Origin of the sequence: Rhodanobacter sp. T12-5, assembly GCF_008329435.1 — a bacterium.
In the GTDB taxonomy this organism is placed as follows: domain Bacteria; phylum Pseudomonadota; class Gammaproteobacteria; order Xanthomonadales; family Rhodanobacteraceae; genus Rhodanobacter.
Genome location: NZ_NPKN01000002.1, coordinates 406,881 through 423,862 on the forward strand (window position 1 = coordinate 406,881; position 16,982 = coordinate 423,862).

18 protein-coding genes are annotated in these 16,982 nt (G+C 66.5%); 11 read left to right on the forward strand and 7 right to left on the reverse strand.

The genetic code is table 11. From position 1 onward, the window contains the following. Window positions 1-115 precede the first annotated feature (115 nt). From CIW53_RS06055 to CIW53_RS17885, 3 genes are read right to left on the reverse strand one after another with little or no spacing between them, the layout of a single operon-like run. A complete protein-coding gene (locus tag CIW53_RS06055; RefSeq protein WP_149363788.1) occupies window positions 116-1,102 on the reverse strand; it encodes an aldo/keto reductase in 987 nt (328 codons plus the stop codon). 40 nt (window positions 1,103-1,142) lie between these two features. Continuing rightward, window positions 1,143-1,775, reverse strand: coding sequence for an EamA family transporter (locus tag CIW53_RS06060; RefSeq protein WP_242451786.1), 633 nt, complete (start codon window positions 1,773-1,775; stop codon window positions 1,143-1,145). A 9-nt stretch (window positions 1,776-1,784) separates the two neighbouring features. After that, the gene (locus tag CIW53_RS17885; RefSeq protein WP_242451787.1) at window positions 1,785-2,015 is read right to left on the reverse strand and encodes a hypothetical protein; all 231 of its coding nucleotides are present in this window, start codon (window positions 2,013-2,015) and stop codon (window positions 1,785-1,787) included. A gap of 94 nt (window positions 2,016-2,109) precedes the next feature. On the opposite strand from CIW53_RS17885, the gene CIW53_RS06065 reads away from it, so the two are divergent. The 3 genes from CIW53_RS06065 to CIW53_RS06075 all read left to right on the forward strand — a co-directional run bounded on the left by CIW53_RS06065 (window position 2,110) and on the right by CIW53_RS06075 (window position 5,568). After that, the gene (locus CIW53_RS06065; RefSeq protein WP_149363789.1) at window positions 2,110-2,589 is read left to right on the forward strand and encodes an Lrp/AsnC family transcriptional regulator; all 480 of its coding nucleotides are present in this window, start codon (window positions 2,110-2,112) and stop codon (window positions 2,587-2,589) included. 118 nt (window positions 2,590-2,707) lie between these two features. Beyond that, window positions 2,708-4,948 (forward strand): DNA topoisomerase IV subunit A, encoded by a 2,241-nt coding sequence (gene parC, locus CIW53_RS06070; RefSeq protein ID WP_149363790.1) that lies wholly within the window; start codon window positions 2,708-2,710, stop codon window positions 4,946-4,948. A gap of 185 nt (window positions 4,949-5,133) precedes the next feature. Next, window positions 5,134-5,568 carry a hypothetical protein gene (locus tag CIW53_RS06075; protein WP_149363791.1) on the forward strand — a complete coding sequence of 145 codons (435 nt, stop codon included), beginning with the start codon at window positions 5,134-5,136 and terminating at the stop codon, window positions 5,566-5,568. Window positions 5,569-5,933: 365 nt separating this feature from the next. On the opposite strand, the gene CIW53_RS06080 is transcribed toward CIW53_RS06075, so the two are convergent. After that, on the reverse strand, window positions 5,934-6,824 hold the full coding sequence (locus CIW53_RS06080; protein WP_149363792.1) for a LysR family transcriptional regulator: 891 nt from the start codon (window positions 6,822-6,824) through the stop codon (window positions 5,934-5,936). Between the two features lie 135 nt (window positions 6,825-6,959). Here CIW53_RS06080 and CIW53_RS06085 point away from each other — a divergent pair, with 135 nt between their 5' ends. From CIW53_RS06085 to CIW53_RS06110, 6 genes are all read left to right on the forward strand, one after another. Beyond that, window positions 6,960-7,568 carry an NAD(P)-binding domain-containing protein gene (locus CIW53_RS06085; RefSeq protein WP_149363793.1) on the forward strand — a complete coding sequence of 203 codons (609 nt, stop codon included), beginning with the start codon at window positions 6,960-6,962 and terminating at the stop codon, window positions 7,566-7,568. 37 nt (window positions 7,569-7,605) lie between these two features. After that, entirely contained in the window at window positions 7,606-8,340 is a 735-nt protein-coding gene (locus CIW53_RS06090) for an SDR family oxidoreductase (RefSeq protein ID WP_149363794.1), read from the forward strand. A gap of 64 nt (window positions 8,341-8,404) precedes the next feature. Beyond that, on the forward strand, window positions 8,405-9,037 hold the full coding sequence (locus CIW53_RS06095; RefSeq protein ID WP_149363795.1) for a class I SAM-dependent methyltransferase: 633 nt from the start codon (window positions 8,405-8,407) through the stop codon (window positions 9,035-9,037). Window positions 9,038-9,189: 152 nt separating this feature from the next. Continuing rightward, on the forward strand, window positions 9,190-9,945 hold the full coding sequence (locus CIW53_RS06100) for an oxidoreductase (RefSeq protein WP_149363796.1): 756 nt from the start codon (window positions 9,190-9,192) through the stop codon (window positions 9,943-9,945). 133 nt (window positions 9,946-10,078) lie between these two features. After that, window positions 10,079-10,369, forward strand: a complete 291-nt coding sequence (locus tag CIW53_RS06105) for a biotin--protein ligase (RefSeq protein WP_149363797.1) — start codon at window positions 10,079-10,081, stop codon at window positions 10,367-10,369. Further along, window positions 10,366-11,142, forward strand: coding sequence for a biotin/lipoate A/B protein ligase family protein (locus CIW53_RS06110; RefSeq protein WP_149363798.1), 777 nt, complete (start codon window positions 10,366-10,368; stop codon window positions 11,140-11,142). The genes CIW53_RS06105 and CIW53_RS06110 overlap by 4 nt, the downstream gene beginning before the upstream one ends. 90 nt (window positions 11,143-11,232) lie before the next feature. Here the strand turns inward: CIW53_RS06110 and CIW53_RS06115 are convergent, their stop codons facing one another. Next, the gene (locus tag CIW53_RS06115; protein WP_149363799.1) at window positions 11,233-11,721 is read right to left on the reverse strand and encodes an 8-oxo-dGTP diphosphatase; all 489 of its coding nucleotides are present in this window, start codon (window positions 11,719-11,721) and stop codon (window positions 11,233-11,235) included. Window positions 11,722-11,965: 244 nt separating this feature from the next. Between CIW53_RS06115 and CIW53_RS06120 the strand changes: the two genes are divergently transcribed. Continuing rightward, entirely contained in the window at window positions 11,966-12,736 is a 771-nt protein-coding gene (locus CIW53_RS06120) for a phosphodiester glycosidase family protein (RefSeq protein ID WP_149363800.1), read from the forward strand. After that, window positions 12,733-15,144 (forward strand): penicillin acylase family protein, encoded by a 2,412-nt coding sequence (locus CIW53_RS06125; protein WP_149363801.1) that lies wholly within the window; start codon window positions 12,733-12,735, stop codon window positions 15,142-15,144. Before CIW53_RS06120 ends, CIW53_RS06125 begins: the two co-directional genes overlap by 4 nt. A 26-nt stretch (window positions 15,145-15,170) precedes the next feature. On the opposite strand, the gene CIW53_RS06130 is transcribed toward CIW53_RS06125, so the two are convergent. Continuing rightward, on the reverse strand, window positions 15,171-16,241 hold the full coding sequence (locus CIW53_RS06130; RefSeq protein ID WP_149363802.1) for a hypothetical protein: 1,071 nt from the start codon (window positions 16,239-16,241) through the stop codon (window positions 15,171-15,173). Next, window positions 16,238-16,888 (reverse strand): hypothetical protein, encoded by a 651-nt coding sequence (locus CIW53_RS06135; protein WP_149363803.1) that lies wholly within the window; start codon window positions 16,886-16,888, stop codon window positions 16,238-16,240. Before CIW53_RS06135 ends, CIW53_RS06130 begins: the two co-directional genes overlap by 4 nt. Between the last annotated feature and the right edge of the window lie 94 nt (window positions 16,889-16,982).

The window sequence follows — 16,982 nt, forward strand, 5'->3', positions numbered from 1 at the left end:
TCGCGTGCAGGAGGGGAGTCATGTTGCCAGCCGCATCGGCGTTACATCCTCGACATGTTCCACGCGGCGAAAACGGATGAACAAGACGGCTGCCCCGAGAGCGCGGGCATGCGCCTCATTCGATGCCGGCAACGGCATGCGGCAGGTACGCCGCTTCGAGCGTCGCGATCTCCGCCTCCGGCAGCCTGATCGCCAGCGCCGCCACCGCCTCTTCCAGGTGATGGGTCCTGGTCGCGCCGATGATCGGCGCGGTGACCACCGGCTTGTGCAGCAGCCATGCCAGCGCCACCTGCGCGCGCGGGATGCCGAGCCGCGCAGCGACCTCGCCGACGCGATCCACCACGGCCCTGTCCGCCACCTTGCTCGCGGCGTACACACCATCGCCCCATGGATCGGAGCCGCCACGCACGGTGCTCGGCTCGTCCTCCCATGGCCGCGCCAGCCGGCCACGCGCCAGCGGACTCCAGGGCACCACGCCGATGCCTTCCTGCGCGCACAGCGCCAGCATCTCGCGCTCCTCTTCGCGATAGAGCAGGTTGTAGTGCGGCTGCATCGACACGAAGCGCGTCCAGCCGTGGAGGTCGGCGGTGTACAGCGCCTTGGCGAATTGCCACGCCATCATCGACGAGGCGCCGAGGTAGCGCGCCTTGCCCGCCTTCACCACGTCGTGCAGCGCCTCCAGCGTTTCCTCGATCGGCGTGGTGTCGTCCCAGCGATGGATCTGGAACAGGTCGACGTAGTCGGTGCCGAGGCGGCGCAGGCTGGCGTCGATCTCGGTCATGATCGACTTGCGCGACAGGCCGCCGCCATTGGCGTCGGTGCGCATCGGATAGAACACCTTGGTGGCGATGACCACCTCCTCGCGCCGGGCGAAGTCGTGCAGCGCGCGCCCCAGCACCTGTTCGCTGCCGCCCCTGGAATACATGTTTGCCGTGTCGAAATAATTGATGCCCAGCTCGAGCGCGCGCCGGATGAACGGCCGGCCATGCTCCTCGTCCAGCGTCCATGGCCTCTCGTCGGTGGGTGTTACCGAATAGCTCATGCAGCCCAGGCAGATGCGCGAGACCTTGAGGCCGGATTTGCCGAGTCGTACGTAGTTCATGGGGAATACCTCGCTGTGGTTGCACGAAATGGATTCTGCTTCACCGCCGCGCCTCGCGGTGGATGGCGATGCCGGCGGCGACCAGCGCAATGCCGATCGTCTCCGCGCGGCTGGGCAACTGGTGCAGCACGACGGCGCCGACCAGGCACGCCGTGGCGGGCAACAGGGCCAGCAGCATGGCGAAGGTGGCCCGCGGCAATCGCGCCATCGCCAATTGGTCGCACACGTACGGAATGACCGACGAAGTCACGCCCACACCGATGCCGGCGGCGAGCAGCGGCAGGCTGAGCAGCGCCGGCGCGGCTGGGCGAATCCCGATCATGGTGACCACCACCAGTGCCACCAGCATCGCGCTCGCCAGGCAATCGAGGGCGCTGCCGCCCTCATCATTCGCCACCCGATGACCGAGCACGATGTACAGCGTGAACAGCGCGCAGTTGGCAAACGCGAACACGAAGCCGAGCGGCGCGCCGGCGAGGCGCAGGTGGGTCAGAAACCACACGCCGGCCACGACCAGCGCGAGCGCCACGGTGTTGCGCCGCGTGCGCAAGCCGGCCAGCGCCAGTGCGATCGGACCGAGAAATTCGATCGCGCCGACCGTCGCCAGCGGCAGCCGATCGATCGCCAGGTAGAAACAGGCATTCATGCCGCCGAGCACGACGCCCAGCCCCACGACGTTCCATCACGCGGCCGCATTCGTCTGCAGGAAATGACGCCATGGCCGCCGCCATGCGGCGAAGACCAGCGCGGCACTGGCGATCCGCAGCCAGGCGACGCCGAGCGGCTCGACCCGGGCAAACAGGAGTACGGCGAAGGCCGGGCCGAGGTAATGAAAGATCGCGCTGGCCACGAAATACAACTGCGGCGGCGGCGCAAACCGGAGCATCGGAGAGGTGGATGGCAGCTCGTTCATGGCCTCCCATTTTCCAAATAATTGGCGCATGATCCATGCGTTATCCAAAGATTCGTTCGCCAATTCTTTCACTTTCGCATGCCTTGTTAACGATATGCCTCAGATTTCCAATATCGTCTCCGATCCGCGCAATATCGAGCTGTTGAGGGCGCTGCAGGAAGACCCGCGCCAGCCGGTGAGCAAGCTCGCCAGCCGCATCGGCATGTCGGCGCCAGCGGTGAAGGAACGACTCGCGCGGCTGGAGGAAACCGGCGTGGTCCGCGGCTGCCGGCTCGACCTGGACCCGAAGGCGCTGGGCTGGCCGATCACGGCCTACGTGCGCGTGCGCCCGGTACCCGGGCAACTGCCGAAGATCGCCGAACTCGCGCAGAAGATGCCGCAGGTCGTCGAGTGCCACCGCGTCACCGGCGAAGACTGCTTCATCATCAAGGTGCACCTGGACGCGCTGGAAAACCTCGACCTGATCCTCGATCGCTTCCTGCGCTACGGCCAGACCACCACCTCCATCGTGCAGTCGACCCCGGTGCCGCTGCGCGCACCGCCGTTGCCCGCGGTCAAGGGCAAAACCCGGTGAGCCCCGGCGACCGTTGCGGCACAACGGCCGCGCTCCCGCAAGCTGTCACGGGTCGGCGCGTTCTGGCACCATCGACCGGTTATCCGCGCGTCGCGCGCCATTCATCAGACATCGCCGCATGAACCTGCAAGCCAATTACGAACAGATCCCGCTGAAGGAATACGCCGAGCGGGCCTATCTCGATTATTCGATGTACGTGGTGCTGGACCGCGCCCTGCCCTTCGTCGGCGACGGCCTGAAGCCGGTGCAGCGGCGCATCATCTATGCGATGAGCGAACTGGGCCTGGCCTCCACCGCCAAGCCGAAGAAGTCCGCACGCACCATCGGCGACGTGATCGGCAAGTTCCATCCGCATGGCGACAGCTCCAGCTACGAAGCGATGGTGCTGATGGCGCAGCCGTTCTCGTACCGCTATCCGCTGGTCAATGGCCAGGGCAACTTCGGTTCGCCGGATGATCCGAAAAGCTTCGCGGCGATGCGCTACACCGAGTCCAAGCTGAGTCCGATCGCCGAGGCACTGCTGGGCGAACTGGGCCACGGCACGGTCGATTGGGTACCGAACTTCGACGGCACGCTGGAGGAACCCAGCTGGCTGCCGGCGCGCGTGCCGCACGTGCTGCTGAACGGCTCGATGGGCATCGCGGTGGGCATGGCCACCGACATCCCGCCGCACAACCTGCGCGAGCTGGTCACCGCCTGCATCCGCCTGCTCGATGAACCCGATGCCAGCGTCGCCGACCTGTGCGAGCACGTGCGCGGGCCCGATTATCCGACCGAAGCGGAGATCATCACCTCGCGTGCCGACCTGCTGGCGATGTACCAGAGTGGCGGCGGCTCGGTGCGCGCCCGCGCGGTGTACCAGCGCGAGGAAGGCAACATCGTGATCACCGCGCTGCCACACCAGGTCAGCCCGTCGAAGATACTGGAGCAGATCGCCGCGCAGATGCGCGCGAAGAAACTGCCGATGATCGAGGACCTGCGCGACGAGTCCGATCACGAGAATCCGATCCGGCTGGTGCTGGTGCCGCGTTCCAGCCGCGTCGATGCCGACGAACTGATGCCGCACCTGTTCGCCACCACCGACCTGGAAAAGAGCTTCCGCGTCAACCTCAACATGATCGGCCTCGATGGCCGGCCGCAGGTGAAGGATCTCAAACGCATCCTCACCGAGTGGCTGAGCTTCCGTACCAGCACGGTCACCCGGCGCCTGGAAAACCGCCTGGCCAAGGTCGACCGCCGCCTGCACCTGCTAGAAGGCCTGCACACCGCCTACCTCAACCTCGACGAAGTCATCCGCATCGTACGCAGCGAGGACGAGCCCAAGCCGGTACTGATGGCGCGCTTCCGGCTCAGCGAGGAGCAGACCGACTACATCCTCGAAACCCGCCTGCGCCAGCTGGCACGGCTGGAAGAGATGAAGATCAACGCCGAGCGCGACCAGCTCGAAGAGGAACGCGCACGCATCAACGTGCTGCTGAAATCGCCGGCCAAGTTGAAGGGCCTGATCAAGGACGAGCTGCGCGCCGATGCCGAGAAATTCGGCGACGACCGCCGCTCGCCGCTGATCGAGCGCGAGGCCGCACAGGCGCTGGACGACAGTGCGCTGGTGGCCAGCGAACCGGTCACCGTGGTGCTCTCGCAGAAAGGCTGGGCGCGCGCCGCCAAGGGCCACGACATCGACGCCGAAGCGTTGAACTACCGCGAAGGCGATGGCCTGCTCGCCGCGGTGAAGGCGCGCACCACCCAGCAGGTCGCCTTCATCGACTCCACCGGTCGCGCCTACTCCACGCCGGCGCACACACTGCCCTCGGCGCGCGGCAACGGCGAGCCGCTGACCGGCCGCTTCAGTCCGGCCAACGGCGCCAGCTTCGACGCGGTGATCGCCGGCGACAACGACACCCGGCTGATCCTCGCCAGCGATTTCGGCTACGGCTTCGTCACCCGCTTCGAAGCGCTTACCGGCCGCAACAAGGCCGGCAAGCAGATCATCTCGCTCAGCGACGGCGCGAAAGTGCTGGCGCCGCAGGTCAGCGCCGATCCGGCACGCGACCGCATCGTGGTGGTCACCACCGAAGGCCACCTGCTGATGTTCTCGGTGGCCGAACTGCCGGAACTGGACAAAGGCAAGGGCAACAAGCTGATCGAGATCCCGAAGGCCAAGCTGACCAGCGGCGACGAACGCGTGGCCGGCGTGGCCGTGGTCAGCGAAGGCAAGGGCGAAGTCACGATGTACGCCGGCGCGCGCAAACTCACCCTGAAGTGGGCCGACCTGGTCGAATACGGCGGCAACCGTGCGACCCGCGGCAACCTGCTGCCGCGCGGCCTGCGCCGCGTCGAACGGATCGAAACCACCGGCTGATTTGCTCGGGAGCGACTTCAGTCGCGATGCTCTTGAATCGAGCAAGCATGGAGGCATCGCGACTGAAGTCGCTCCCACAGACAGTCTGCGGAACGGCAGGAACTTGTCGGCGTCCGGCCGTTCCAACAAGGATGTACACGCCAACGCGCCATCGCGCGTTGAATACGTGACAACCCGGAGTGCGCATGAACATCCAACGGTTTCTTCCCGCCCTGCTGGCCACCCTGCTGGCCGCGCCGGCATGGGCGCAGAGCACCGGCAAGCCGCTCAACCTGAAACTGCCGCCCAGCGAACTCCCTGCCCCCAGTTCCACCGCTGCCGCACCGGCACGTGACGCGCCCGGCGTGTATTACGGCGACACCAGCGGGCGCATGGGCAATACCGAAGTCGCCACGGATAACCGGCCCGACTGCGACGACTCCACCTACAACCAGGCGCAGGTGCATGGCAGCGTCGGCATGGGCGTGATGAGCGGCAACCACGTGAGCGGCAATTACCAGACCGGCACCGTAAACGTCAGCAAGGCGTTCGGCAGCTGCGACGACCCCGGCGGCGGGATCAGCATCTCGATCGGTACCGGCAGCGGCCACTTCCACGATCGCGGTCGCCGCGACCACTGACGGCAGCCGCTGCGCTCAGGCATCGCCAGCCGGCGGATGCGTTCCGCAGCGCGCTGGGCGGTCCACCGCCAAGTGTCGTCAAGCACGACCGTGGAAAGCAACGCGAGGCCCCTACCTATCCACAGACTTGTTGTCTCGGTGGATGAGATGGCGAGGGGTAGCCTGCCTAGCCCAACGGCGCGGTTCCAAACCCAGGTTTGGGTCGACACATGGGCCAGGGCCTTCAGGAACCAAAGAGGACGCCGCCAATTGAATGGAGGTGCGGCTGCCCGTTGACGCCTCAGCTGGGGAGCGCATACAGACATTCCTTAGTGGGCGTCCGCCCGTGTGCGACAAGCCACGCAGACACCGCGATTCGCACGAAGCTAAGGTTTGCCCAGAAGCTCGACCAGCCGCGACTCGCACGGTGAAAGATCGTAGCCCCGACGCTGCGAGACCATGAACGTGAGCGGCCCCATGTGCCATGCGCGACGCTCGAGTTCGACGAGCGCTCCGCTGGCCAGATCCTCGTTGACGAGGTGCCTCGGCAAGTGTCCCCAGCCGAGGCCGGCCTTGAGCAGGTCGCGTTTGGCGCCGAGATCGTTGACCAGCCACTGGCGCTTGCCGGCGACGCCCTGCTGGGTCTTTTCTGCGCCGGGCTGGTTGTCGGTGACGACGATCTGGGTGTGTCGGCCGAACTCGTCCACGGGGATGGGTTTGGGTGTCGAAGCGAGCGCATGGGAAGGCGCGCATGCCGTCACCATTTCCTCCTCGCGCAACCAGTGGCGTTCGATGGCGTCCGGGTTCACCTCCGGCACGTTCTGGATCGTGACGGCCAGGGCGCACAGCTTTTCGAGCACCAGGTGCTCACCGCCCTGCATGGTGGTGATGCGCAGGTTGATCGCGGCGGTCGGAAACTCCTGCTGCAGCGTCCGCAAGCAGTCGATCAGGTGGGTGCGTGGAAAGTAGGCATCCACCGCCACCGACACCTGCGGCACCCCCACCTTGGCGATCGCGCCGGCGCGGTTCTTCATTTCCTCGGTGCGTGAGATCACCGCACGCGCATCCGGCAGCAGGCTGCGCCCCGCCGCGGTGAGCTGCGCCTTGCGCGTGTTGCGCTCGAACAACTCGACATCAAACGCACTCTCCAGCGCCTTGATCGCGTGGCTGATCGCCGACTGCGCGCGTGCGAGTTTCCGCGCCGCACCCGAGAAGCTGCCCTGGTCGCACACCGCAACGAACGCACGCAGCTGGTTGATGGTGACGTTGTCGAGCACGAGTTATCCAGAAAATAGATCGTATTAAGCGATGTTTCGTCAATTGTGTTGATACGTCAAGCGACCCAGATTGATGGGACAACCGGCCCGAACGGGCCAGCCCACTCCATCCCCGTACTGAAAAGGATCATCTCCATGAGCTACGCCATTATCGGTTTCGGCGCCATCGGCCAGGCCCTCGCCCGCGCGTTCGCCCGCAACAACATCGAAGTTTCCGTCGCCAGCCGGCGGGCGCCCGAAGTCCTGCTGCCGCAGGCGCAGGCGATCGGATCCACGGTCGTTCCCCGGACGCTGCAGGAAGCGCTCAAGGCAGACGTGATTTTCCTGGCCGTTCTCTTCGAGGGGCATCGCGAGGTCGCCAAGATGCTGCCGAGCTGGCAGGGCAAGACGGTGGTGGACGCGATGAACGGTTTCGAGGGCCTGTCGACGGCCGACGTCGCCAAGGCCTTCCCTGGCGCCCGCTTCGTGAAGGGCTTCAACCATCTGCCCGCGAGGACGCTGGCCGCCGACCCGAACGTCAACGGCAGCCGCCGCGTCGTGTTCCTGTCGAGCGACGACCAGGCCGCCGCAGCGCAGGTGGCGGACCTGTCCGAACAACTGGGTTTCGCACCCGTCAATCTCGGGAAGCTTGCGGAAGGCGGCGCGCTGGTACAGGTGCTCGACAAGAGCTGGGCGCCGCTGATCTTCCAGGACCTGTTCAAGAACGAACCCGAGCGACCGGCGACCGCCGGCGCCGCATCGTAATCACCCATTTGTGCCATCCCGACCAAGGATCAAAGACATGACCCGACTGAATGGAAAGACCGCCGTGATCACCGGCGGGGCTACCGGCATCGGCCGCGCAGCGGCAAAGCGTTTCATCGAGGAAGGCGCCTTCGTCTTCATCTTCGGCCGCCGCCAGGAAGCGCTCGACGCTGCCGTGGCTGAGCTCGGGCCCAACGCCCGCGCGGTGCAGGGCTCGGTCTCCGACGAGGGAGACCTGGACCGGCTCTACGCGGCGGTGAAGGCCGAGCGCGGCACCCTCGACATCGTCTTCGCCAATGCCGGGACGGGAAGCCTGCTTGCGCTCGGCAAGATCACCGCCGAGCACATCGACGAAACCTTCGACACCAACGTGAAGGGCACGATTTTCACGGTGCAGAAAGCACTGCCGCTGATGGGCACGGGCGGTTCGATCATCCTGACCGGATCGAGCGCCGGCACCACCGGTGCCCCGGCATTCGGCGCCTACAGCGCGAGCAAGGCAGCCGTGCGCAACCTCGCCAAGACCTGGGCAGAGGACCTGAAGGGCACCGGCATCCGGGTCAACGTGCTGTCGCCCGGTCCGACGGCGACCGAACTGGCGAAGGCCGCGGTGGGTGAGGAGGGCCTGAAGGCCTTCGCCTCGATGAATCCACTCCAGCGCATGGGGGATCCGTCGGAGATCGGGGCGGTCGCCGCCTTTCTCGCGTCGTCGGACAGCAGCTTCATGACCGCCAGCGAAGTCGCCGTCGACGGCGGCCTGGCGCAAATCTGACGCGCCAGGCCCGGCCGGTATCCACCACGAGCTTTTCAGAAGTCATGCCACTTCGGAGGCCACCATGTACCAGCACTCCAAACAATCCGGGTTGTTGAGGTTCGCACGTGTCGATGCGGGCTCTACCGTGATCGACGTGTTTCCAGGCGACGGATACTGGAGCGGCCTCTTTTCCGACATCGTCGGGCCCGAGGGGCGGATCTACAGCTTCGTGCCGACCGAGGTCGCTCATCTCGGCAACGATCCGGTCGGCCGCATCCGGGCGCTGGCCGGGGAACCGGGGCGAGAGAATGTGCGGGCGATCTCGGCGGACCTCGTGGCGCTGCCGAAGAGTTCGCCGCCGGCGGATGTCGTGTGGTTGCACCTGTTCTATCACGACCTCCATGCCGCGCTTCTCCAGACCCGGGGCGCAACCCCGGCCGACTTCAATCGAGCCGTTTATGAGCGGCTCAAGCCTGGCGGGTTCTACGTCATCGTCGACCACGTCGCCGCCGCCGGGACGGGCGCAAGCAACGCCGGGTCGCTGCATAGGATCGAACCCGCCGTCGTTCGCGAGGAGGTGGAAGCGGCGGGCTTCGTGCTGGACGCCGAAAGCAGCGCGCTGGCGAACAGGGACGATCCGCATTCCATCAAGGTGTTCGACCCGTCGATCAAGGGCGAGACCGATCGCTTCGCCTATCGGTTCGTGAAGTGCTGACGGCGAGCCATCCGCCCCACTGATCTTCCACGACCTATTTCAAATTAAAGAAGAAGCCGTGAGCGATGCATGGCGATCACGACACGATCGCGATCGCCATGCAGGCCGGATCACAGCGCCATGAACATCGACCCTCTACCCAGGAACATCCCATGTCCAACCCATCCGATTTCACTAATGAACTTGCCGGCCGCCGTGCCCTGGTCACCGGAGGCACGCGCGGCATCGGCGCGGCTGTCGCGCAGCGCCTGCTCGATGCCGGCGCCAACGTCGTGGTCGCTGCACGCAAGCCTGACGACGACATGCCCGCCGGGGCAACGTTCATATCCGGCGACGTCGCCACGAGCGAAGGCGTGGAGGCGATCGCGACACAGGCGATCGCGGCGCTCGGCGGCCTCGACATCCTCGTGAACAACGCGGGCGGTGCGCGCGCGTTTCTGGAAGGGTCGTCGACGATTCCCGACGAGGCATGGCACGACAGCTTCGAGCTCAACCTTTTCGCCGCGATCCGCCTCACCAACGCCGTCCTCCCCGCGCTCCGGGCCTCGAAAGTTGCAGCCGTCGTGAACATCTCGTCGGCAGCGGCGACGATGCCGTTCGGCCCCTTTGCGCACTACGGCGCTGCCAAGGCGGCGCTCGAGTACTACTCGCGCACGCTCGCACTGGAAGTCGCGCCGGCAATCCGCGTGAACGTCGTGTCGCCCGGCGTCATCGCCACGCCGGGCTCCGACGAGTTCGCCAGGACGACCCCGGGATTCTCCACCGAGGCCTGGCTTCAGCATCTGCCGCTGGGCCGCATCGGCGCCACCGAGGACATCGCCGAGGTCGTCGCGTTGCTCGTGTCCGATCGCGGCAAGTTCCTGACCGGCGCGAACTACCGCGTCGACGGCGGCATGACGGCGCGCTGACGCGTGCAACAGGGGGACGTGGCCGATGAATGGAGGCGTGGTCGATCGCCAGGCCATTGATGTCGCCACCTTTGGCATGGCGGGCGCCACGAGGCACACTTACGCGGATTCGAGGACATTCGGGAACGCGTACATGCACGGCGAATACAAGATGCCAGGCGGCAAGCTGGTGGTGGTCGACCTCGACGTGCGCGACGGCCACCTGGCCGGCGTGCAGTTGAGCGGCGATTTCTTCCTCGAACCGGACAGCGCGCTGGGTACGATCAACCATGCGCTGGAGGGCCAACCCGAACACGCCACCGAAACCGTGCTCGCTGCCGCCGTTCACGATGCTCTCGCTGCCGACGTGATGATGTATGGTCTTTCGCCGGAAGCGATCGCGGTGGCCGTGCGCCGCGCCTTGCACGAGGAACCTGACGCATGATGCGCACCGATTGGCGCGACCACGACTGGCAACTGCTCCACACCGTGCCGCAATCGCCCACCCTGCACATGGCGCTGGACGACGTGCTGACCCACGAGGTCGGCGCCGGTCGCCGCAAACCGACCCTGCGCCTCTGGGAATGGGCAGCACCGGCGGTGGTGATCGGCCGCTTCCAGTCAGTCCGCAACGAGGTCGACGCCGATGCCGCGCAACGCCACGGCATCGAAGTGGTGCGGCGGGTCTCCGGCGGCGGCGCGATGTTCATCGAGCCGGGCAACACGATCACCTATTCGATCTATGCGCCGCAGTCGCTGGTCAAGGGGCTGTCGTTCCAGGAGGCGTATGCATTTCTCGACGCTTGGGTGCTGGAAGCACTGGCCGAGCTAGGCATTGAGGCGTGGTACCAGCCGCTCAACGACATCACCTCCACAGGCGGCAAGATCGCCGGCGCCGCCCAGGTGCACCGCGGCGGCGCGGTGCTGCATCACGTGACGATGGCGTATGACATCGACGCGGCGAAGATGCTGGACGTGCTGCGCATCGGCCGCGAAAAACTTTCCGACAAGGGTACCGCCAGCGCCGCCAAGCGCGTCGACCCGCTACGCAGCCAGACCGGTCTGCCGCGCGAAGCCGTGATCGAGCGGATGATCGCCACCTTCCGGCGGCTGCACGGGCTCAGCGACGATGTCGTGCGACCAGATGAACAGGCGCGAGCGCAGGAACTGGCGCTGGGCAAGTTTTCCAGCGCGGCGTGGCTCGCCGACGTACCCTGAGCGACGGGAAATGCAGGAGCGCACCTTGTGCGCGATGCGCTTGTCACGTCACGAAAAAACATCGCGCACAGGGTGCGCTCCTGCACCGCATCACAACCGGCTGTACGACCACGACTGCACGCGCCCGTCCTTGTACGGCATTACACCGTGAAACGGTCGCGGATCGGCGTCGAACACCAGCGGCAGGAAGTGCCGGTCGCCTTCCCACATCGGCAAGGTCAACAACCGCTCCAGCGCCACCCATTCCAGCGTGCCCTCGGCATTGCTCATGAACGGCATGCCGGCATAACGCTCGATCACGAAGATGAAACCGAGCCAGTCTTCACCGTGCTTGCCGAAGCCAGGCCAGTTCAGCGTGCCACGCAACTGCATCGACTCGCAGGTGATCCCGGCCTCTTCCAGAATCTCGCGCTGCATGCAGGTGGCAATGTCCTCGCCCGGCTCCATCTTGCCGCCGAGTCCGTTGTACTTGCCCAGGTGCTGATCGTCCGGTCGCGCATTGCGATGGATCATCAGCACCTCGCTGCGGTCCGGCGACAACACATAGCCGAGCGTGGCCACGATCGGGGTGTAAGGCATCGGTGGAACCTGTGGCGAAAATCCCAAGTTTAGCGACATCCGTCCGCGCCCGTTATCGCGCCAATGAGCGCTACCGCGAAAGCATCGCGCTCGGCCCTCGCCGATATCGCGATGGAATGCCGCAATGCGTTCGGTCCCTCTCTGCAATGATGCCGCCGGACTTGCGCCATGAGCGCCGTGCGGCGACCATCGACCCATGCATTCCCACGTATCGAACCGACCATTCCTCCGGCCCGGTGGCCATTTGTCGTGCTGGCTGCTGCCGTTGCTGGTGCTGCTTTCCATGCCTGGCTGCACGCCTACGGCGCGGGCGCTGGACAGTGGCGAGCTCGCCTTCGAGGGACAGAATTACCGTGTGGTGCACATCAACCTCATGCGCGAGCAGCTGACCCTTCACTGGCGCGATCCGCACAGCGGCCAGCCGTTTGGCAGTATCGAAAACCTGCGCCAGTGGGGCGAGACGCGCGGCCGACGGCTGCTGTTTGCGGCCAATGCCGGCATCTACGATCACAAGTTCGCGCCGCTCGGCCTGTACGTGGAAAACGGCAAGACCGTGGTGCCGCTGAACTTGGCGCACGGCAACCCCGCCTCGGGAAATTTCTCGCTGCTGCCGAACGGCGTCTTCGTGGTGTATCCGGACGGCCACGCGGCGGTGCGCACCAGTGCCGCGTTCAAGGCGGACGGCAAGAGCGCGCAGTGGGCGACCCAGTCCGGCCCGATGCTGTTGATCGACGGCAAGCTCAACGAGCAGTTCGTCGATGATTCGTCCAGCCTGAAATGGCGCAGCGGCGTCTGCGCGAAAACGCCGACCGAGGTGGTTTTCGCGGTAAGCGAGGGACCGGTGAATTTCCATACGTTTGGACGGCTATTCCGCGACAAGCTCGGCTGCCGCGACGCGCTGTACCTGGATGGCAGCATCTCGCAGCTCTACGTCGACGGCGAGGGCTACGCCGGTGCGCCAGCCTTCATGGTCAAACCCTACGCCGGCATCTTCGCCGTCTTCAGCAAGCCATGATGGCGCGTCGCTGGCGCATCCTGCGCGCCCTGCTGATCGCCGCGCTGGCATTGCTGCTGATCGCGTTTTGCACCGGCTGGTATCTGCTCGCCGGCAGCCGTGCCCGCCTCGACGGCACACGCGCAGCGGCGGGATTGTCGGCTCCGGTCAGCATCGGCCGCGACGCGCTCGGCACCGTCACCTTCGACGGCAGGAGCCGTGCCGACATCAGCTATGCGCTCGGCTACGTGCATGCGCAGGAGCGCTTCTTCGAGATGGACCTGATGCGCCGCATGCCCGCCGGCGAATTGTCCGCGCTGGTCGGGCCGGCAGCCTTGAAAGTCGATCTCAACCATCGCCGCCATCGCCTGCGCGCCGTCGCCGAAGCCGCCTATGCCCAATTGCCGCCGGCACAGAAACATGCGCTCGACCGCTATCGCGACGGCGTCAACGCCGGCCTCGCTGACCTGCGCGTGCGGCCGTGGGAATACCTGCTGCTGGGTAGCCAGCCACAGCCGTGGCGCTCGGAAGACAGCGTGCTGGTGGTCGCCTCGATGTACCTGGATCTGAACAGCGACGGGCGCAACGAACGCGAGCTGCGCATCGCCGAAATGCGCGCGGCGCTGCCCGCTTCGCTGGTGGACTTCCTGTTGTCGCCCGACCCCGACTGGGAAGCTCCGCTGAGCGGACGGCTGTCGCGCTCGCCGGTGATTCCGGCCGCCGGCGTGTTCGATCTGCGCCAGTTCCCGCCGTCGACGCAACCCGTTGCGCTGGCCGCCGCGCTGGCGCCGGCACTCGACGCGCCACGCCCCGGCAGCAACAGCTTTGCCGTGTCCAGCGCACTCACCAACACCGGCGCGGCGATGCTGGCGAACGACATGCACCTGGGCCTGCGCGTGCCGAACATCTGGTTCCGCACCCGCCTGCGCTATCCCGACGCCAGCGCGCCGAATGGCCAGCGCGAGGTCAACGGCGTCAGCCTGCCCGGCACACCGGCGATGATCGTCGGCTCCAACGGCCAGATCGCCTGGGGCTTCACCAACAGCTACGGCGACTGGCAGGACTGGGTACGCGTCACGCGCGATCCGGTCGACCCGACACGCTACAAGGTACCGGACGGCTGGGCGAACATCGAAACCCACGACGAACACATCCAGGTCAAGGGCCAGCCCGACACCGTGCTCAAGGTCGAGGACACGCGCTGGGGCCCGATCATGGGCAAGGACACCGACGGCACGCCGCTGGCGCTGGCGTGGATCGGCGGACGGCCGCACGGCTACAACATCGAACTGTTGCAACTGGAGCGCACGTCCGACGTGGACGGCGCGCTGGCTCTCGCACCGACCCTCGGCATGCCGCCGCAAAACCTGCTGGTCGCCGACAGCGCCGGACACATCGGCTGGACCATCGCAGGCAACAGCATCCCGCTGCGCGAGGGCATCGACCCGCTGCTGCCGTCGGACTGGTCGAAACCCGGCAGCGGCTGGCAGGGCTGGGCCACGCCCGCACACTACCCGCGCATCGAAAATCCCGCCGACGGTCGTCTGTGGACCGCCAACAACCGCACCGTCGACGGTGCGGCACTGGCCCTGCTCGGCAACGGCGGCCATGACCTCGGCGCTCGCGCCCAGCAGATCCGCGACGACCTGCACGGCCTCGCCAGCTTCACCCCCGGCAACCTGCTGGACATCCAGCTCGACAACCGCGCCGTGTTCCTCACCCGCTGGCAGCGTCTGCTGCAAAGCACGCTGGCCGACAGCACCGATCCATCGCTGCAACAGCTGCGCCAACTCACGGCCTCATGGCGTGGCCGCGCCGCCATCGACAGCGTCGACTACCGCCTTGTGCGCGCCTTCCGCACCCAGGTCAGCGAGGCCGCGCTGGCACCGTTCGCCGCCCGCGTCAAACAGCACTATCCGGATTTCAGCTGGCCTGGCGAGAACAGCGCCGAAGCCGCGGTGTGGGCGATGATCCGGCAACAACCCGCGCAACTGCTCGATCCGAAATACTCCGACTGGCACGCCCTGCTTGTCGCCGCGGCGAAACAGGTGGCGAGCGAACTCGGCCAGCTACCCGGCGGCCTCGCCGCACGCACCTGGGGCGAACGCAATCGCACCGACATCAAGCACCCGCTCTCACCCGCCCTGCCGCACTGGCTCGCCCGCTACGTCGACATGCCCGACCAGCCACTGCCCGGCGACAACAACATGCCACGCGTCGCCGCCCCCGGCTTCGGCGCCTCCGAACGCCTCGACGTATCCCCCGGTCACGAAGCCGACGGCGTACTCGACATGCCCGGCGGCCAGAGCGACAACCCGCTGTCGCCGTACTTCGGCGCCGGTCACGCGGATTGGGTCGAGGGTCGCCCGACGTCCTTGCTGCCGGATACCACCGAGCACACCCTGACGTTGATGCCCGCGGGCTCCTGAGTACCCGCCGGCGCGGCGCCCGCGGCTTACAACGTGCGATGCAACAACGAATTGATGCCTTCGCGCAGATGGCGCACGATCGCGCTGCCTTCCACACGGATGGTCAGATGCCGGTCGCCATGCCGGGCAAGCTCAACGACGCCAAGCATGCGTTGCAACGGCAGCCAGGTGCGCCACCACAGCAGCAGCACCAGCAGCAGGGCACACAGGCCGAACCCGGCCACGCCGGCCAGCAAAGACCACGCAGCAGAATTATCCGGGCCACTGTCACCGTCGCTCGGACCGATAGCCGCCAGCACGGCCTGACCACCCGACACGTCCATCGGCGCAACCCATGCGGTGACACTGCGCTGGCCATCGCTCAGCCGCAACGCCTTGCCGGTTCTTTCCGTCACGCCCAGCACCTCCGGCAACCGCGCCAAAAGTGCCTGCTCGGTCCAGTGATCCAGACCGGTCGATGGAGGCAGCGCAGCCCCCGGTGCGGGCGGCGCCAGCAACACGACATCGACGCGCGCGATGCGACCGATGGTGATCGCGAAGGCATTGTCAACGTGCGAGGCGACCAGCAACACACCTTGCAAGGCGCCACCGCGCAGCAGCGGACTGACTGCGACCCAGAGCAACTGGCCATGGTCGATCCAGATGCCCTGGCGAGGTTTGAGCCGACTGATCGCCGAGGCCACCAGCGGATCGGCCTGAATGCTGCCGTGATCCCTGAGCAGGATACCGGAGCTGGCGACCGGCACGCCCCGCGGATCCAGCACCATCGCAATGTCGTAGCCGTGCCGGCGCTCCTCCAGCAGATCGCTGATGGACGCCTTGTCGACCGCGCCGCCCAACTGCGGGTTGGGAATCAATGACTGGGCCACGTAGTCGACGAAGGCCGGATCCTGCGCCAGTGTATCGGCGCGCAACTGCAGTTCGGCCAGGCGGTTCGCTTCGAGCTCGCGCTCCACCGTGACCGCCACCTGCAACTGCACCAACGAACCGGCCCGCGCACGCTGATCAGCCTGATGCAGCGTGGCGATGGCGGCCGCCAGCGTCAGCAGCACCACCGCACCCACACCCAGCAACAGAAACCGCGTCGCGGGCTTCATGGCCTGGCGCTCGCGTTCAATTCGGTGGTCAGGCGCGGCCGGATCGCCAACAGTGGTTGCGTCACCGCGTTCTTCATCGGCAGCGTGACCGGCAGGCTGACTGGTTGCGCACGCGGATTCCAGAAATGCAGCGTGCCCGCACCCGCCGGCAACCCGCGCAGGTTGAAGCTGCCATCGGCTGACGCGCGGGCGGTGAACGAGGTCGGTACCACCAGCAGGTCGAGCTCCATCGAGTGGTGCACGTTGCAGCTGACCAGCACGAGGCCCGCGCGAGTGAACGCATGCGCGGCCTTTTCGCCGGAACCCTGATAACCGAGGTCGAAGGCCGACCCGGGCGTCACCGAAAACACGTTGTGCCGCACGTCGTCCAGGTTGACGAAGGTCACCGTACTGCCCTGCGGCACCGCCATCGCCTCAGGACTGAAATCGCGGTTGTGCGTATACACGGTGTAGTGGCCCGGTTTGGCGCGACCGCCGCCACTGGCCGGCACAAAATACACCAGGGTCGCGGCCGCTTCATCCGGCGCGACCTGCTGGCCGTGCACGCCGCGGAGAACGACATGACCCCTGATCTCCAGCCCGGCTGGCGCGACGACGGGCTTCGCGTCCGCAACGGACTTTTTGATCGCCGACGGTTGGGGGCCCATGCGAACCATTCGTGCGGCCGGCGCGGGAACCGGGGCAACGGCAACCGGCACCGGCACAGGAGCCGGCGCGACAGTCGCCGCCGGCAGCGACTGT

What these genes read in the sequence shown, in the direction of transcription:
- CIW53_RS06055 (WP_149363788.1), bottom strand. Translation starts at nt 1,102, where the DNA reads ATGAACTACGTACGACTCGGCAAATCCGGCCTCAAGGTCTCGCGCATC.
- CIW53_RS17885 (WP_242451787.1), bottom strand. Translation starts at nt 2,015, where the DNA reads ATGAACGAGCTGCCATCCACCTCTCCGATGCTCCGGTTTGCGCCGCCG.
- CIW53_RS06065 (WP_149363789.1), top strand. Translation starts at nt 2,110, where the DNA reads ATGCCTCAGATTTCCAATATCGTCTCCGATCCGCGCAATATCGAGCTG.
- parC (WP_149363790.1), top strand. Translation starts at nt 2,708, where the DNA reads ATGAACCTGCAAGCCAATTACGAACAGATCCCGCTGAAGGAATACGCC.
- CIW53_RS06075 (WP_149363791.1), top strand. Translation starts at nt 5,134, where the DNA reads ATGAACATCCAACGGTTTCTTCCCGCCCTGCTGGCCACCCTGCTGGCC.
- CIW53_RS06085 (WP_149363793.1), top strand. Translation starts at nt 6,960, where the DNA reads ATGAGCTACGCCATTATCGGTTTCGGCGCCATCGGCCAGGCCCTCGCC.
- CIW53_RS06090 (WP_149363794.1), top strand. Translation starts at nt 7,606, where the DNA reads ATGACCCGACTGAATGGAAAGACCGCCGTGATCACCGGCGGGGCTACC.
- CIW53_RS06095 (WP_149363795.1), top strand. Translation starts at nt 8,405, where the DNA reads ATGTACCAGCACTCCAAACAATCCGGGTTGTTGAGGTTCGCACGTGTC.
- CIW53_RS06100 (WP_149363796.1), top strand. Translation starts at nt 9,190, where the DNA reads ATGTCCAACCCATCCGATTTCACTAATGAACTTGCCGGCCGCCGTGCC.
- CIW53_RS06105 (WP_149363797.1), top strand. Translation starts at nt 10,079, where the DNA reads ATGCACGGCGAATACAAGATGCCAGGCGGCAAGCTGGTGGTGGTCGAC.
- CIW53_RS06110 (WP_149363798.1), top strand. Translation starts at nt 10,366, where the DNA reads ATGATGCGCACCGATTGGCGCGACCACGACTGGCAACTGCTCCACACC.
- CIW53_RS06115 (WP_149363799.1), bottom strand. Translation starts at nt 11,721, where the DNA reads ATGCCTTACACCCCGATCGTGGCCACGCTCGGCTATGTGTTGTCGCCG.
- CIW53_RS06125 (WP_149363801.1), top strand. Translation starts at nt 12,733, where the DNA reads ATGATGGCGCGTCGCTGGCGCATCCTGCGCGCCCTGCTGATCGCCGCG.
- CIW53_RS06130 (WP_149363802.1), bottom strand. Translation starts at nt 16,241, where the DNA reads ATGAAGCCCGCGACGCGGTTTCTGTTGCTGGGTGTGGGTGCGGTGGTG.
- CIW53_RS06135 (WP_149363803.1), bottom strand. Translation starts at nt 16,888, where the DNA reads ATGGGCCCCCAACCGTCGGCGATCAAAAAGTCCGTTGCGGACGCGAAG.